At 66.4% G+C, this 14,698-nt stretch carries 11 protein-coding genes; 9 read left to right on the top strand and 2 right to left on the bottom strand.

Going from position 1 to position 14,698, the window contains the following annotated elements; genetic code table 11:
• Nucleotides 1–267: 267 nt before the first annotated feature.
• The 9 genes from EEB19_RS20655 to EEB19_RS20695 all read left to right on the top strand — a co-directional run bounded on the left by EEB19_RS20655 (nt 268) and on the right by EEB19_RS20695 (nt 9,700).
• On the top strand, nt 268–1,119 hold the full coding sequence (locus EEB19_RS20655) for an ABC transporter permease (protein ID WP_187589237.1): 852 nt from the start codon (nt 268–270) through the stop codon (nt 1,117–1,119).
• 1 nt (nt 1,120) lies between these two features.
• Nucleotides 1,121–1,987 (top strand): ABC transporter permease, encoded by an 867-nt coding sequence (locus EEB19_RS20660; RefSeq protein ID WP_187589238.1) that lies wholly within the window; start codon nt 1,121–1,123, stop codon nt 1,985–1,987.
• 9 nt (nt 1,988–1,996) lie between these two features.
• Complete coding sequence (locus EEB19_RS20665) at nt 1,997–3,343, top strand: MlaD family protein (RefSeq protein ID WP_187589239.1); 1,347 nt, start codon at nt 1,997–1,999, stop codon at nt 3,341–3,343.
• On the top strand, nt 3,340–4,374 hold the full coding sequence (locus EEB19_RS20670) for an MCE family protein (RefSeq protein ID WP_187589240.1): 1,035 nt from the start codon (nt 3,340–3,342) through the stop codon (nt 4,372–4,374). The genes EEB19_RS20665 and EEB19_RS20670 overlap by 4 nt, the downstream gene beginning before the upstream one ends.
• A complete protein-coding gene (locus EEB19_RS20675) occupies nt 4,371–5,360 on the top strand; it encodes an MCE family protein (protein ID WP_187589241.1) in 990 nt (329 codons plus the stop codon). The genes EEB19_RS20670 and EEB19_RS20675 overlap by 4 nt, the downstream gene beginning before the upstream one ends.
• Entirely contained in the window at nt 5,354–6,457 is a 1,104-nt protein-coding gene (locus EEB19_RS20680; RefSeq protein ID WP_187589242.1) for an MCE family protein, read from the top strand. Before EEB19_RS20675 ends, EEB19_RS20680 begins: the two co-directional genes overlap by 7 nt.
• A gap of 89 nt (nt 6,458–6,546) precedes the next feature.
• The gene (locus EEB19_RS20685; protein ID WP_262365826.1) at nt 6,547–7,620 is read left to right on the top strand and encodes an MlaD family protein; all 1,074 of its coding nucleotides are present in this window, start codon (nt 6,547–6,549) and stop codon (nt 7,618–7,620) included.
• Nucleotides 7,608–8,801, top strand: a complete 1,194-nt coding sequence (locus tag EEB19_RS20690) for an MlaD family protein (RefSeq protein WP_187589244.1) — start codon at nt 7,608–7,610, stop codon at nt 8,799–8,801. Before EEB19_RS20685 ends, EEB19_RS20690 begins: the two co-directional genes overlap by 13 nt.
• Before the next feature lie 14 nt (nt 8,802–8,815).
• Nucleotides 8,816–9,700 carry a hypothetical protein gene (locus EEB19_RS20695; RefSeq protein WP_187589245.1) on the top strand — a complete coding sequence of 295 codons (885 nt, stop codon included), beginning with the start codon at nt 8,816–8,818 and terminating at the stop codon, nt 9,698–9,700.
• Nucleotides 9,701–9,733: 33 nt separating this feature from the next.
• On the opposite strand, the gene treY is transcribed toward EEB19_RS20695, so the two are convergent.
• Together treY and glgX are read right to left on the bottom strand one after the other, a co-directional pair.
• Nucleotides 9,734–12,106: a malto-oligosyltrehalose synthase gene (gene treY, locus EEB19_RS20700; protein WP_262365820.1), complete on the bottom strand. Its 2,373-nt coding sequence runs from the start codon at nt 12,104–12,106 to the stop codon at nt 9,734–9,736.
• On the bottom strand, nt 12,103–14,622 hold the full coding sequence (gene glgX, locus EEB19_RS20705; RefSeq protein WP_187589246.1) for a glycogen debranching protein GlgX: 2,520 nt from the start codon (nt 14,620–14,622) through the stop codon (nt 12,103–12,105). Before glgX ends, treY begins: the two co-directional genes overlap by 4 nt.
• Nucleotides 14,623–14,698: the final 76 nt, after the last annotated feature.

The following is a 14,698-nucleotide window of genomic DNA, read 5'->3' on the forward strand; positions in this document are numbered from 1 at the left end:
GGTCGCTCGTCCCAGTTATGGTGTCGGCAGTCCTCGACTCATCGGTCACTCAACACAAGGTATGTCGCCCGTACTGAAGGCGCAGATCTCGGTAGTGTGACCCGTGACACAGCACTGGGAGCAAAGCGAGGTATATTACCGGCCGGGGGATCGGCTCATCCGGGGGGATGTACATGACAGCACGGAGTCGACCATGCGTCTCGATCCAGAACATATATGTGATATGACTTACCCCGGGTGTGGGGAGTCGAACGCGAGGGTAGGGGATTGAGTACTGACGCGGTGACGTCGAACGGGGGCGGGGCACGGAGCTCCGGCGGGATACGCCGGTGGTTCCGTGAACACGTCGTGGCCTCGTTCGACACGTTCGGGCGCCAGATGGGCATGTTCGTCGAGGTCTTCAAAGTCCTCTTCGTCGACATCGTCAAGCGGCGGTTCCCGTTCGGAGAGTTCATCCGACAGTGCGCCTTCATGGCCAGCACGTCTGTGTTCCCAACGTTCCTCGTCGCGATCCCGATCGGCGTGATCGTGTCCATCCAGGTGTCGAACATCGCCGGGCAGATCGGTGCGACATCGTTCTCCGGTGCTGCGACGGGTCTCGGCGTGATCCGGCAGGGCGCACCGTTGGTGACGTCGTTGTTGCTCGCCGGGGCCGTGGGATCGGCGATCGCCGCGGACCTCGGCTCGCGCACCATCCGCGACGAGATCGACGCGATGCGGGTGATGGGGGTCAACCCCGTCCAGCGCCTCATCTCGCCACGTCTGCTGGCGACGATGGTCGTCAGTTTCCTGCTCTGCGGGTTCGTCTGCTTCGTCGGCTTCATCACCGGCTACGTGTTCAACGTGTACTTCCAGGGTGGTACCCCGGGCAGTTACACGGGCACCTTTGCGTCGTTCGCCAGTACGTCCGACCTGGCATTCGCGATCATCAAGGCCGTCATCTTCGGTGCCATCGTCGCGGTGGTGGCCTGTGACCGCGGGCTGAACACGAAGGGTGGGCCCGCCGGCGTGGCCAACTCGGTGAACGCGGCCGTGGTGAACTCGGTCCTGCTGCTGTTCACGGTCAATGTGGTGCTCACCCAGTTGTTCTCGATGCTCGTCCCGGCGAAGGTGGTGTGAGATGACCGCGTCCCGGTATGTACCGCCGCTGTTGCGGCCGGTCGAGGCGGCCAAGGGCCTGTATCGCGGTCCGCGTGACGGCATCGCGGCGATGGGCCACCTCATCACCTTCCTGGTGAAGTCGGTCGGGTCGGTGCCGCTGACCTTCACGCACTACCGCAAGGAGGTGTGGCGGCTGCTGTCCGACGTGGCGTGGGGCAACGGTGCGCTGGTCGTCGGCGGCGGCACCGTCGGCGTCATGGTCATCCTCGGCCTGATGGGCGGGGCGACCGTCGGGATCGAGGGCTACACCGCGCTGAACCTGCTCGGCATGGGCCCGGTCACCGGCGGACTGTCGGCATTCGCCACCACGCGCGAGATCGCGCCGCTGCTCGCGGCGACCGCGTTCACCGCGCAGTCCGGATGCCGGTTCACCGCGCAACTCGGTTCGATGCGGATCGCCGAGGAGATCGACGCGCTCGAGTCGATCGCGATCCGACCCTTGCCCTATCTCGTCACCACGCGCATGTCGGCGGCGGTCCTGGCGATCGTGCCGCTGTACGCGGTGTCGCTCGCGGCCAATTACCTCGCGTGTCAGGTGATGTACCAACTCCAGAGCGACCAGGGTGCGGGCACCTATCTCTACTACTTCAACCAGTTCCTGTTGTCGTCGGACATGGTCTTCTCGTTCATCAAGGTGATCGTCTTCGTCCTGCTGACGACGTTCATCCAGTGTTACTACGGCTATTTCGCCTCTGGAGGTCCCGAAGGTGTGGGTGTGGCCGCCGGTCACGCGATCCGGATGGCGATCATCGTGATCGTCTTCGCGAATCTCGTCATGACATTGGTGTTCTGGGGCACGTCTCCCGGAATCAAGATCTCGGGATAGGGGGAGGAGATGAACATCGCCACCGGTGGCCGCGATCCCTCGCTGCTCACCTATGTCCTGCGCGGCATCGCCTTCCTCGTCGCGCTCCTCATCCTGTTCGTCCTGCTCTTCCTGCGCTATCAGGGCACGTTCACCTCCACGGTCCCGGTGACCGCGAAGCTCACCGACGTCGGCGACGGTCTCCTCACGAGTGCCGACGTGCGGTACAACGGGCTGATCGTCGGATCGGTGAAGTCCATCGAGCTCAGTAACGAGGTGGGTCCCGGGAATCTGCCGTACAAGGACGTCGGCATCGACATCGATCCGGATCAGGCCGAGGGCATCCCGAGCAACGTCACCGCACGGACCGTGCCGTCGAACCTGTTCGGCGTCAACTCGGTCGAACTCGTCCGGCCCGATCAACCGGATGCCGGGCACCTGTCGTCGGATGCGACGATCCCGGCCAACGAGTCACTGGAGACCCTCCGACTCCAGGACGCGCAGAACGAGATCCGGACGTTGCTGCAGGCCGTGCCGCCGGAGGAGCTGGCATCGGTGCTCGGGACACTCGCCGACGCGCTCAAGGGCGGCGGCGCGGTGTTCGGCGCGTTCGTACCGCTGCTGAACAACTACTGGCAGACCATCAACGCGCAGTTCCCGCCCGGTGCGCCGTCGGGGTTCGACAACTTCAACAACGCCGTCCGCGGCTTGTCGCAGTCGACTCCCGAGCTGCTGGACACCCTGGGTCGTAGCGTGATCCCCGCGATGACCATCGCGGAGAAGCAGCAGGATCTCACCGCTTTGCTGTCCGCCGGGCAAGGCGTCCTCGACGAGACCCAGGCGCTGTTCGCGGCGAACGGGAATCGCGGGCAGCGGGTCGTACGCGACCTCAACACCATGATCGGAGCGGCTGTCCTGGAACCGGAATCGCTACCCCAGGCACTGACGGCACTGAACAACCTCGCGGCCAAGGTGCTGACCGTGTTCACCGGTGTGAACGGTCACGCGCAGTTGAACATCGGCGTGAGCTTCGGTGCGTTCGAACGGTATACGCGGCAGAACTGCCCGGTGTACAACGGCGGCAGGTACGGCCAGACGCGTGGACCCGGATGTGTCGGGCCGGGTACGGGTACGGGACCGACGAGCTCGGGACCGCTGATGATCTATCCGTCCAACGGCATGCGGCGCAATGCGGCGAAGTTCGGTGCGGTGTCCACGGGCGCCGACAACAAGACCCTCGGCACGGCACTCAAACGAAAGCCGACAGCCGCCGACACCCTGATGCTCGGGCCCCTTGTGCAGTCGAGCACCATCGCGCCGAAGGCTCCCGGTGCCCAGCGTGACAGCCGGCGTGACAGCCAGGGAGGTGGCCGATGAGCCGCGGCCAGGCCAGCATCCGCAAACCGCTGATCGGATTCACGGTGTTCGGGGTCGTGGCACTGCTGCTGACCTACGTCATCTGGTCGACCCTGGAACGATCGCTGCCGGGGAACACCAACTCGTACACGACCTACTTCAACGACGCGTCCGGCCTCGCCTCGGGTGACGACGTCCGCATGGCCGGCGTGCGGGTGGGCCGGGTCGGCGACATCTCGCTCGACGACGGGCGCGCCCGCGTCACCTTCGAGGTGCAGACCGACCAGTCGGTGTTCACCAACACGCAGGCGGCGATCCGCTACCAGAACCTCATCGGACAGCGATATCTGTCGCTCACCCTGGCCGAGGGGAAGGAGAGCAAGCCCCTCGCCGCCGGATCGACGCTGCAGCAGCCGTCCGAGGACTCCTTCGACGTGACACGACTGCTCGCCGGGTTCCAGCCGGTCTTCGAGACGCTGAAACCCGAACAGGTCAACGCACTCTCGGAAGGCCTGATCCAGGCATTCCAGGGCAACCAGGTGTCGCTGAGCTACACCGTCGCCGAGGTCGGCACGCTCGCCAGTGACATGGCCGACCGCGATCAGGTGATCGGGGCGATCATCAACAACCTCAGTTCGGTGATGCGCGATCTGTCGCTGCAGGGCAATCAGGTGACCACCGTCGTCGACAGCATCTCCACGCTGATCCGTGATCTGAACGCCAACTCCGCCGCCTTCGGCAAGTCGGTGACGCAGATCGGTCAGACCGCGAGCGGGTTCGCCGACGTGCTCTCGCAGAGCCGGGATTCGCTGGCCGGCGCGGCGACCGATGCGCGGGCGGCTACGAACACGCTGATCGCCAACGGTGCCAAGCTCGATCGCCTGGCCGGCCAGCTGCCGGTCTTCCTCGGTCATTTCCCGCTCGTACTCGGACAGGGTGCCTACCTGAACATCTACGCATGTGATCTCGACATCGCGATCGGCGACGTCCTCTTTCCGCCGGGACTGATCAACAAGATCGGCGGCACACGACACTCGGAGGTGTGCCGATGAGCAGGTGGCGCAAGCACTTCGACGAGAACCGGCGCGTCTGGTACGGCTTGGCCGGTGCCGTGGTCATCGTACTGCTGGTCCTGGCCGTGACGGGGCTGGCCGGAGCTCACATCGGCAAGAAGACCTACGTCGGCGACTTCGCGCAGGCCGGCGGAATCCGGCCCGGCGACAAGGTGCGCGTCGCGGGAATCGACGTCGGTGAGGTGAGCTCCACCGAGCTCGCCGGAAATCACGTGACGGTCACCATGAAGGTCGACCAAGATGTCGACGTCACCTCCAACGGTTCCGCCGAGATCAAGATGTCGACGCTCCTGGGGCAGCGCTATGTCGATGTCTCTCTGGGTGATTCGACATCACCGGCGCCCGACGGCCGCATCTCGCAGACCAGCGTGCCCTACGACCTGCAGAAGACGATCGAGGCGGGGACACCGGTCATCGCCGGCATCAACGACGAGGACTTCGCCGAGGGGCTGCGCACACTCAACAAGCAGCTGGCCGGCGCGCCCGCGGTCACCAAGCCGACGCTGGACTCACTGACCGCGATGTCGAAGGTGATCACCAATCGACGCGACCAGATCAATCAGCTCGTGAGCGACACCAAGACGGTGACCTCCATCGTCAACGACAGTCAGACGCAGTTGTCGATCATCGTCGGCCAGGGCCGCCAGCTCGCCGAGAAGATCGCCGCCCGCGAGGCTTTGGTCACCCGCATGCTCGACGGCATCGCCGAACTCACCGAGCAGGCCCGCGCGGTCGCCCGGGAGAACGGAAACCAGTTCGCCCCCATCATGGCCAACCTCAACACGATGTCGCAGGGTCTGGAGAAGAACCGGCAGAACCTGCGCAAACTGCTCGAGGTCCTCCCCGTCACCGCGCGGCTCACCAACAACGTGATCGGCGACGGACCGTATGCCAACGGCTATCTGCCCTGGGGCATCTTCCCGGACAACTGGCTGTGCACGGCACGGGTGGTGGACGGATGCTGAGCCGTACGACGCTCCGACGCTCGCTGACACTGACCGCGGTGTCGGTACTCGTCGTGCTCGGCCTGTCCGGCTGCTCGCTCATCCCGGCGAAGTGGACGACGGCCTTCGGGTCGGCCATCGAGGTCACCGCCTACTTCGACGACGTCTCCGGTCTTTACAAGAGCAATGACGTCGCCGTGCTCGGCATGCCGGTGGGGCAGGTGACCTCCGTGGAGCAGCAGGGCAATCGGGTCAAGGTGACCTTCACGGTCGACAAGGACGTTCCGATCCCGGCCGACGCCACCGCAGCGATCGTCAACACCTCGATCGTGACCACGCGTCACGTCGAGCTGTCGCCGACCTATTCGGAGGGTCCCAAGCTCACCGACGGCGCGGTCATCACCCAGACGAAGAGCCCGGTGTCGGTGGGCGAGTTGTTCGACTCCATCGACGGTCTGGTGAAGTCGCTGTCCGGCGATGCGCCGGGCGAGGGCCCGGTGGCCGACATGATCGACATCACCTCCGGCATCACCAGCGGCAACGGCGAACGGATGCGCGAGGCCCTCGACGAGCTCAGCAAGGCCGGCTCGGTCGCGTCGGGCAACAGCGATGCCCTCGTCGACATCATCCGCACCGTGCAGAAGCTCACGACGACCCTCGTCTCGAACTACCCGAAGATGACCGCGTTCTCGAACTCGATCAACGACGTGGCGGGCATGTTGCGAACCCAGGCACCGGGCCTGCAGGCGACACTGGCGGATCTCAATGTCGCGCTGCAGAACACGACGGCCTTCCTGCGTGACAACGCCGGGACCATCGGTTCGTCGACCGGCCGTCTCGCCGCGCTGGCGTCCAACCTGAGCGACTTCTCCCGGCAGGTCGTCGAGACCATCGACCTCGGACCGTTGCTGTTCCAGAACCTCAGCAACTCGGTGTCGGCGGAACAGGGCGCGTGGCGAGCGCAGGTGCTCCTGGACAAGTCGCTGATCGACACCGAGGCGCTGTCGACCTTCTGCCAGGCGATCAACCTGCAGAAGAATGGTTGCCGCACCGGACAACTGAAGGATTTCGGACCCGACCTGGGGGTCTTCTCGGCACTCCTGGAGCTGACGAAATGACACGCGAGACCGTGCGAGAGACGCACCCCGCACCCTTCCGGGGGCAACCCGACGGCGGATCGGGTCGCCGGTTGCGGCGCCGCGGGATCATGGCGGCGGCGGTGACCGCGGTGTTGACGATGTCGGGTTGCGGGATCGTGCCGGGTCTGACGGTCGAACAGATCCCCTTGCCGGCACCGGGAGGCATCGGCGACTCGATCGAGCTCACAGCGAAGTTCGACAACGCGCTCAACCTGCCCACGAGGGCCAAGGTGAAGCTCTATGGCACCGACGTCGGGCAGGTGTCCGACATCGTCGCGCACGACTATTCGGCGATCGTGACCATGAACGTCGGCACCTCGTCGAAGCTGCCCGTCGGAACGGGCGCGGAGTTGCGTCAGGCGACCCCACTCGGTGACGTGTTCGTCGCCCTGTTGCCACCCAAGGGGCAGCCGACCGGCTACATGACGAACGGTGACACACTGTCCGGCCCGACCTCGGCGGCGGCGACCGTCGAGGACCTGCTGGTCAGCACGTCGGGGTTGGTCGACAGCGGCTCGCTGAGCTCGGTCCAGGTGATCCTCACCGAACTCAGCAGTGCGGTGTCCGCCGATCCGGATGCGCTGTCCGGCTCCATCGAGGGTCTGACGACGGCGATCACCAAGTTCAACCAGAATGCCGGAGCGGTCGACGAGTCGATGCGCACCACGCGGGTGCTGACCGACCAGCTCGCGGCGGGTCGCGCGCAGATCATGGCATCGATCAACAAACTGGGTCCGGCGGTGAACGCGATCAACTCACAGATCGGTCAGATCCTGACGACCCTGGACAAGACGAATCAGGTCACCGCGGCGACGAACGACTTCCTCAACTCCGACGGCGACAACCTCGTCGAGATGATCGGACACCTGCAGACCGCTCTCAACGGGCTGCGCGAGGGCGCCTCGACGCTGGGGGCGCTGTCGGACAACGTCGCGGTGCTCACTCCCAAATGGGTCAAGTCGACGCCGGGCAGCGCGGCGGCGTTGTCGTCGAAGGTCTATTACCTCAACCCGGGCGCCGGCTTCGATTCGGCAAGCCGGCTCCCCGAGGTGGGCGACGTCGACGAGGCGTCGAAGGCCTTGCAGCAGACGCTGACCCGCCTGCTCGCCCGCCTGACCGGGACGAAGGGATGCTGCGGATGAGCGCGCTGTCCGGACCGTTCAGTTGGGTGCGTCGGCACTCGATCCTGGTCGGCAACATCGGTCTGGTCCTCGTGATGCTCGTCGGGCTGGCCTACCTCTCCTTCGGTGCACTGCGATGGGACCCGTTCCGGGGCACCTATCAACTGACGGTGCACTTCCCGATCTCCGGTGGCCTGCAGGAGACCTCGGGTGTGACCCTGCGCGGCGCCCGGATCGGCGACGTCGAGAAGATCCGGGTGCAACCCGAATCGGTCGACGTCACCGTGTCGGTCGAGGACGACGTGAAGATCAACCGGAACGCGACCGTGGCCGCCCTCGGGCTGTCCGCCGCGGGTGAGCAGTACGTCGACTTCGAGCCGCAGACCGCCGACGGTCCCTATTTCACCGACGGCGACGAGATCCAGGTCAACCAGACCCGGGTCACCGCACCGTTCCCGACCATGCTGGAATCGGCACTGAACGTCGTCGAACAGATCGACCCGGTGAAACTGCGCTCGGCCGTGGACAATCTGGAGGTCGCGCTCGGTTCCGACGGCGACGACGACAACGTCCTGCGCGCACTGTTCGTCTCGGGCGGAACCATCTTCGCCGACCTCGCCCGCGTCCTGCCGGAGACCAAGAAGCTCATCTCCGACAGCGGCACGATCCTGAAGACCACGGCGAACATCCAGCCCGACCTCGGGACGACCGTCGACTCGCTGAGCACCATCGTGAACGCGGCAGTCGCTTCCGACAAGGAGATCCGCACCTTACTCGGCCGCGGACCGTCGCAGCTGACCAGTCTCACGGGTTCGCTCAATCAGATCCGCGACCCGGTGTCGGACGTGCTGCAGCAGTTCGTCGACATCGCCCGACAGGGCGCACTGCGCGCCCCCGCGATCGCCAATCTGCTGCCGTCGATCCGAGACGCGAGCGTCAAGAGCCTCACGATGTTCCACGACGGTGCATGGTGGGCCTTCGGGTCGATCTTCCCGAGGCCCAGCTGCAACTACGCGGTCACCCCGGTCCGGCCGACGAAGATCCTCGAGCTCAGCGTTCCGACCAATCTGTACTGTGTCACCGAGGACCCGGCGCAGCAGATCCGCGGATCGGCCAACGCCCCACGACCACGCGGTGACGACACCGCCGGTCCGCCGCCGAACTACGACCCGAACGCGCGGACCGTGCCACTAGACAAGTGATGTGAAGAGCAGGAATGACCGAGCAGGACAAGACGAACGACGACTCCGACCCGATCGCGGAAGGACGCGAACCCGGCATCGCCGACGAGGCGGGCCGCGACGGGCGCTCGCCCGCGACCGACATGCCTGATCGCGCCGAAGGATCGGACGAGGGTTCGCCCGCACCTCGCCCGCGGACCAAGGCGGCCCGCACCAAGGCAGACCGGCGCGTGTCCTCCGGGACCGGCGAGCCCGCCGCGGACACGGACACCCCGGCGCCGGCACGGACATCAGAAGCCACGCGGGGCAAGCAGATCTCTCTGACGTTCACCACTGCCGGACTCGCGAAGACCTTCGGCGCGGTCGTTGTGGTGGCGGCCATCGTCGGTGTCGCACTGCTCGGTTGGGGCTATCACCAGGAGGGTCAGAAGCTGTCCGCGTTCGACGACAGCAAGGTCGCCTCCGAACAGTTCGTCACCAAACTGGTCGGCACGATGACCAAGGACGGCGTGGGTGACATGAAGGAACTGCTCGGCCCGTTGTCCACGGGGGAGTTCCGCAAACACCTGGAACAGCAGCAGTCCGACACCGCGCAGGCGGTCACCCAGCTGAATCTGCAAGACGCGGAGTCGACGGTGAAGTCGGTGTCGGTGGAGAGCTTCGACACGACGACCGCACGCACCTCGGTCCTGATGGAGGTGTCGGGCAAGAGCGCGCTCGCACCAGACGGTGGCAAGAGCCTGATGCTCCTGTGGCTGGACCTGCGCAAGGAAGACGGCCAGTGGCTCGTCAGCCAACTCAGCGGTGCGCAAGCGGGAATCGGTCCCGAACAGGGCGGCCAGAACCCCGGTCAGACACCGGCACAGCCGACCGCCCCGGCCGCGCCGGCGAATCCGGCTGCCCCGGCACCGGCCGGCTGACGCGGGCATCTCGCCAGCATGGGCTCGGTCCCATCATTCGATCGGTGACGCGCCTGCGTCCGGTGGGATACGCGTGAGGACGGCGACTCCGTCGCCGACGAGATCGTCGAGGGTCACGGTTCCGCTCGCGGTCGCGTCGGTGAGCGCATCGCGCCACCTGCCCTCGGGCAACGAGACCGTCGTCGCCGCCCGTCGATGGTCGGTGAGGCTGTGGGTGAAGCGCAGCGCCACCACGATCACCCGGGCAACGCCCGCCTCGCCGCGGGCGAAGGCGATCACGTGGTCGGCGGCCGGCCCGTCGGCGGTGATCGCAAGATAGTCGCCGCCGGGACCGAACGCCTCCCGGTTCTCGGCTCGTGCCCGCAGGGCGGCGCGGATCAGCGCGGCCTTCGGGTGATCGGTGGGCTGTCGATAGTCGACCGGTCGGCGATTGTCGGGATCGACCAGTGAATCGTCCCACCACTGGGTGCCCTGGTAGATGTCGCCGATGCCCGGTCCCAGCAGGGTGATGGCCTTGCGGGACAGTGACTCCGAACGCCAGCTCGGTGCGATCCGCTCGGTGAGATCGCCGATCGCGACGGCGTTCTCGCCGCGGGTGACCTGTTCGATCCACTCGTCGACCGCGTCCTCGAACTGTTCGTCGACCTCGGTCCACGTCGTCCGGAGACCGCCCTCGCGGGTCGCCTTCTGCGCGTAGGCCTTCACGCGGGTCCGCAGGACGTCGTCGACGGGGGAATCGATGGGCCACACGCCGATGATGTTCTGCAGCAGGAAGTATCCGGAGAGATCGTCCGGGGGCGGGGTGCGTGTCCAGATCTCGCCGACCAGACGTGACCAGCGTTCCGGGACCTGGGTGAGCACGGCGATGCGGGCCCGAACGTCCTCGCCGCGTTTGGTGTCATGAGTGGAGGACGCGGTCATCGCCCGGGGCCAGTCGCGGGCGCGGCGGCCGTTGTGCGCGTGGAACTCTCGCAGGGAGAGTGTCGGGTTCGCCGGATCGCCGCCGACCTCCTGCGCCGACACCAGGCGTGCCGTCCGGTAGAACAGACTGTCCTCGACGCTCTTCGCGGTGACCGCGCCGCAGGTCTGGGCGAGCCGCGAGGTGGCCGCACCCGGGCTCGCGGTGGCCTGCACGATGAGGTCCAGTGTGGGCGCCAGACGCGGGATGCGCCTGCCGATCTCGGTGGCGGTCTCCACGAGCCTGCCGCGTAGCGACGGGTAGTCGGCGCGGTAGACACCCAGATCGGCGAGGAGCTCGGCGGTCGCCTCGGCGACCGCATCCTGGTCGGCCGACGGGTCGGAGTGGGTGATCGCCCGGACCAGACGCCGATGCTCGGTGGGGAACATGTCGCGCAGCGTTGCCAGCTTGCGGGCCCGTTCGGCGGAATGCAACCACCCGGCATCACCCCGCTGCCCGGTGCGTCGTTCGTGGATCTCGTCGAGTTCGATCACGCCGGTGGGGGCGGTGAACACGGCGTCGATCACGCGCAGCTGGTCGTAGCCGGTGGTGCCCTCGACTGGGAGAGTGGGCTCGAGGTCCTCGTCGGCGGCGAGGATCTTCTCCACGTACAGCAGCCGGCCGTCGCCGATGTCGGCGCGCAGCCGGTGGAGATATGCCTGCGGATCCCATAGTCCGTCCGGGTGATCCACCCGGACACCGTCGATGAGATCGTCGTCGATGAGGTCGAGCAGCCATCCGTGGGTGCCGGCGTACACGTCCGGATCCTCTTGTCGCAGTCCGGCGAGTTCGTTGACGGTGAAGAACCGTCGATAGCCGATCAGACCGCTGTTCCACGGGACCAGCCGGTAGTGCTGGCGATCGTGCACCTCGAGCGGGTCGTCGGAGTCCGTGGACCCGGGTGCGGTGGGGAAGACGTGATCGTAGTAGCGCAGCGCGCCGTCGGAGACGGTCAGCGGTGAGAGATCTCCGTCGGCGGCGAGCACCGGCAGGGCGATCTTGCCGCCGGCGCCGTTGTCGGTGGAGAAGTCGACGTCGAACCAGGATGCGTAGCGGGAGGCGGCGCCGTGCGTCAGCAGATCGGTGAACCACGGATTCTGCGCGGCGTCGGCGACCCCGGTGTGGTTCGGGACGATGTCGATGATGACGCCGAGTCCGGCTTCCGTTGCCGCGGCGCGGAGTTCGCGGAACCCGGTGATCCCGCCGAGGTCGTCGGAGACCTGCGGTGGTGGCACCCAGTCGTAGCCGTGCGTCGACCCCGCCATCGCGCGTCCGATCGGGGACAGGTACAGGTGGCTCACCCCGAGCCCCGCGATCGCCGGCAACACCGCGATCACGTCGCGGAACCCGAAGTCGGGGGTCAGCTGAATCCGGTACGTCGCCAGCGGCTCTCGCCGGCCGCCCACATGTCGAGGCGAGGAGTCCGAGGTCGGCACGTGCTCGGTCACGCGGTCTTGCGCAGCACGAGCACGGAGCGGGCGCCGACGGTGAACGTCGATCCGGCTGTCACCGTGATGTCGGTGTGACCGGTCGGATCCGACGTGTCGAGTTCGCCGACCCACTCCGGACTCCAGGACGAGGGTATGTGGAAGTCGATGTCACCGTAGTGGGCGTTGAAACAGATGATGAAGCTGTCGTCGGTGACCGTCTCGCCGCGCTCGTCCTTCTCTCCGATCCCGTCGCCGTTCAGGAACACGGCGAGACTCTTGCCGAAGCCGCTGTCCCAGTCGGCAGAGGTCATGGTCTCGCCACCGGGGGTGAGCCACACGATGTCCAGCGCCTGGTCGCCCCACCGGATCGGCTTGCCCGCGAAGAACCTCCGCCGACGGAACACCGGGTGGGCGGTGCGCAGCGCGATGGCCCTGCGCGTGAACTCGAGCAGGTCCGAGTTCTTCTCGGCGAGCGACCAGTCCATCCACGAGAGTTCGGAGTCCTGGCAGTAGACGTTGTTGTTGCCCTGCTGGGTGCGGCCGAACTCGTCGCCGTGGGCGAGCATCGGCGTGCCCTGCGACAGGAACAGTGTCGCCAGGATGTTGCGCTGCTGGCGTGCACGCAGTGCGAGGATGTCCGGGTCGTCGGTGGGGCCCTCGACGCCACAGTTCCACGAACGGTTGTGGCTCTCGCCGTCGCGATTGTCCTCCCCGTTGGCGATGTTGTGTTTCTCGTTGTACGACACCAGGTCCCGTAGGGTGAATCCGTCGTGTGCGATGACGAAGTTGATGCTCGCCAGCGGTCGACGACCGGTCGCCTCGTACAGATCCGACGACCCGGTCAGCCGGGAGGCGAACTCGCCCAACGTCGCCGGTTCGCCACGCCAGTAGTCGCGGACGGTGTCGCGGTACTTGCCGTTCCACTCCGTCCACAGCGGCGGGAAGTTGCCCACCTGATAGCCGCCCTCGCCGATGTCCCACGGCTCGGCGATGAGCTTCACCTGGGACACCACCGGATCCTGTTGCACGAGATCGAAGAACGCGGACAGCCGGTCCACGTCGTGCAACTCCCGCGCGAGCGTCGAGGCCAGATCGAATCGGAACCCGTCGACGTGCATCTCGAGCACCCAGTAGCGCAACGAATCCATGATCAACTGCAGCGTGTGGGGGTGGCGGCCGTTGAGGCTGTTGCCGGTTCCCGTGTAGTCCATGTACATCTCGGGATTGCCGTCGACGAGACGGTAGTAGGCGCCGTTGTCGATGCCGCGGAACGAGATGGTCGGCCCGAGGTGATTGCCCTCGGCGGTGTGGTTGTAGACGACGTCGAGGATGACCTCGATGCCCTCCTTGTGGAATGCCCGCACCATCGCCTTGAACTCGGTCACCGCGCTCGCCGGCAGATCGGGGTTGGACGCGTACTCGACATGCGGTGCGAGGAACCCGAAGGTGTTGTATCCCCAGTAGTTCCGCAGTCCCTTGTCCTGCAGCACGAAATCCTGCATGAACTGGTGCACCGGCATCAGCTCGATCGCGGTGACGCCCAGCGACTTCAGATGATCGATGATGACGGGATGGCACAGTCCCGCATAGGTGCCGCGCAGGTGCTCCGGGATGTCGGGGTGGGTGGCGGTCATGCCCTTGACGTGTGCCTCGTAGATCACCGTCTGGTGATACGGCAGTTTCGGCGATCGGTCGTTCTGCCAGTCGAAGTACGGGTTGACCACCACCGAGACCATCGTGTGGCCGAGTGAGTCGAGCTGCGGCATGTCGTCGGGATGCTGCGCGACGACCGGCAGGGGCTCGGTGAGGTCCGCCGCGTCGTCGCTGCCCACGGAGGCTCGTGCGAGCGCTTCCTCGGCGTCGGCCGTCGCGGTGTCCATGGTGCGCCGGGGAGGTGCCGCGGTGGTGGGCGTCTCGTCGGTCCCGACCGGTTCGGCGCGGTCGTCCGTGTCGGTGGAGTCGGTGTCCGGCGCGGGCTCGTTCGGGGCCTCGTCCACCGCATCGGTACCCGCGGTCTCCTCGACGGTGTCGCCACCGGACTCCCGGTCGTCCTCGGTCACCATCGGGTAGGAGAACAGCGACGCGTCGCCGTCGAACTCACCGTGAAATGCTTTGCCGTACGGGTCGAGCAGCAGCTTGCTCGGATCGCAGCGCTGACCCTGCGACGGGTCGTAGGGGCCGTGGACGCGGAAGCCGTAGAACTGCCCTGGACCGATGTTCGGCAGATAGCAGTGCCAGCAATAGCCGTCGACCTCGTCGAGCCGAATCCGCTGCTCGATCCCGGCGCCGTCGATGAGGCACAGGTCGACGGCGGTCGCGACCTCGGAGAACAGCGAGAAGTTGGTTCCCACACCGTCATACGTGGCACCGAGAGGATATGGGGTGCCCGGCCACACGACGAACGGGACGCGGTCGGGCGGCGGCGAGTGGTCTTCCGGAGCGAGCACGTCGAGCACTTCCGCGGGCTGGGCGGGGGCCGAGTCTCCGGTGTCGGGGGTCGGTGACGGGGTCACGTCGACCTTCGGCGAGTTCATGTCACGACACTAGCCGCCAACGGTCGCGCATTCATCTCGGAGCCGCGTGCCCCCCGCGTGTGGGTTGACGCACGCC

The sequence above is a fragment of the Gordonia sp. OPL2 genome, assembly GCF_003797825.1.
In the GTDB taxonomy this organism is placed as follows: Bacteria; Actinomycetota; Actinomycetes; order Mycobacteriales; family Mycobacteriaceae; genus Gordonia.

Bases quoted from the DNA above. Each gene is read 5' to 3' on its own strand.
- EEB19_RS20660 (WP_187589238.1), top strand. From the start codon at position 1,121: ATGACCGCGTCCCGGTATGTACCGCCGCTGTTGCGGCCGGTCGAGGCG.
- EEB19_RS20670 (WP_187589240.1), top strand. From the start codon at position 3,340: ATGAGCCGCGGCCAGGCCAGCATCCGCAAACCGCTGATCGGATTCACG.
- EEB19_RS20690 (WP_187589244.1), top strand. From the start codon at position 7,608: ATGCTGCGGATGAGCGCGCTGTCCGGACCGTTCAGTTGGGTGCGTCGG.
- EEB19_RS20685 (WP_262365826.1), top strand. From the start codon at position 6,547: ATGGCGGCGGCGGTGACCGCGGTGTTGACGATGTCGGGTTGCGGGATC.
- EEB19_RS20695 (WP_187589245.1), top strand. From the start codon at position 8,816: ATGACCGAGCAGGACAAGACGAACGACGACTCCGACCCGATCGCGGAA.
- EEB19_RS20675 (WP_187589241.1), top strand. From the start codon at position 4,371: ATGAGCAGGTGGCGCAAGCACTTCGACGAGAACCGGCGCGTCTGGTAC.
- glgX (WP_187589246.1), bottom strand. From the start codon at position 14,622: ATGAACTCGCCGAAGGTCGACGTGACCCCGTCACCGACCCCCGACACC.
- EEB19_RS20680 (WP_187589242.1), top strand. From the start codon at position 5,354: ATGCTGAGCCGTACGACGCTCCGACGCTCGCTGACACTGACCGCGGTG.
- EEB19_RS20665 (WP_187589239.1), top strand. From the start codon at position 1,997: ATGAACATCGCCACCGGTGGCCGCGATCCCTCGCTGCTCACCTATGTC.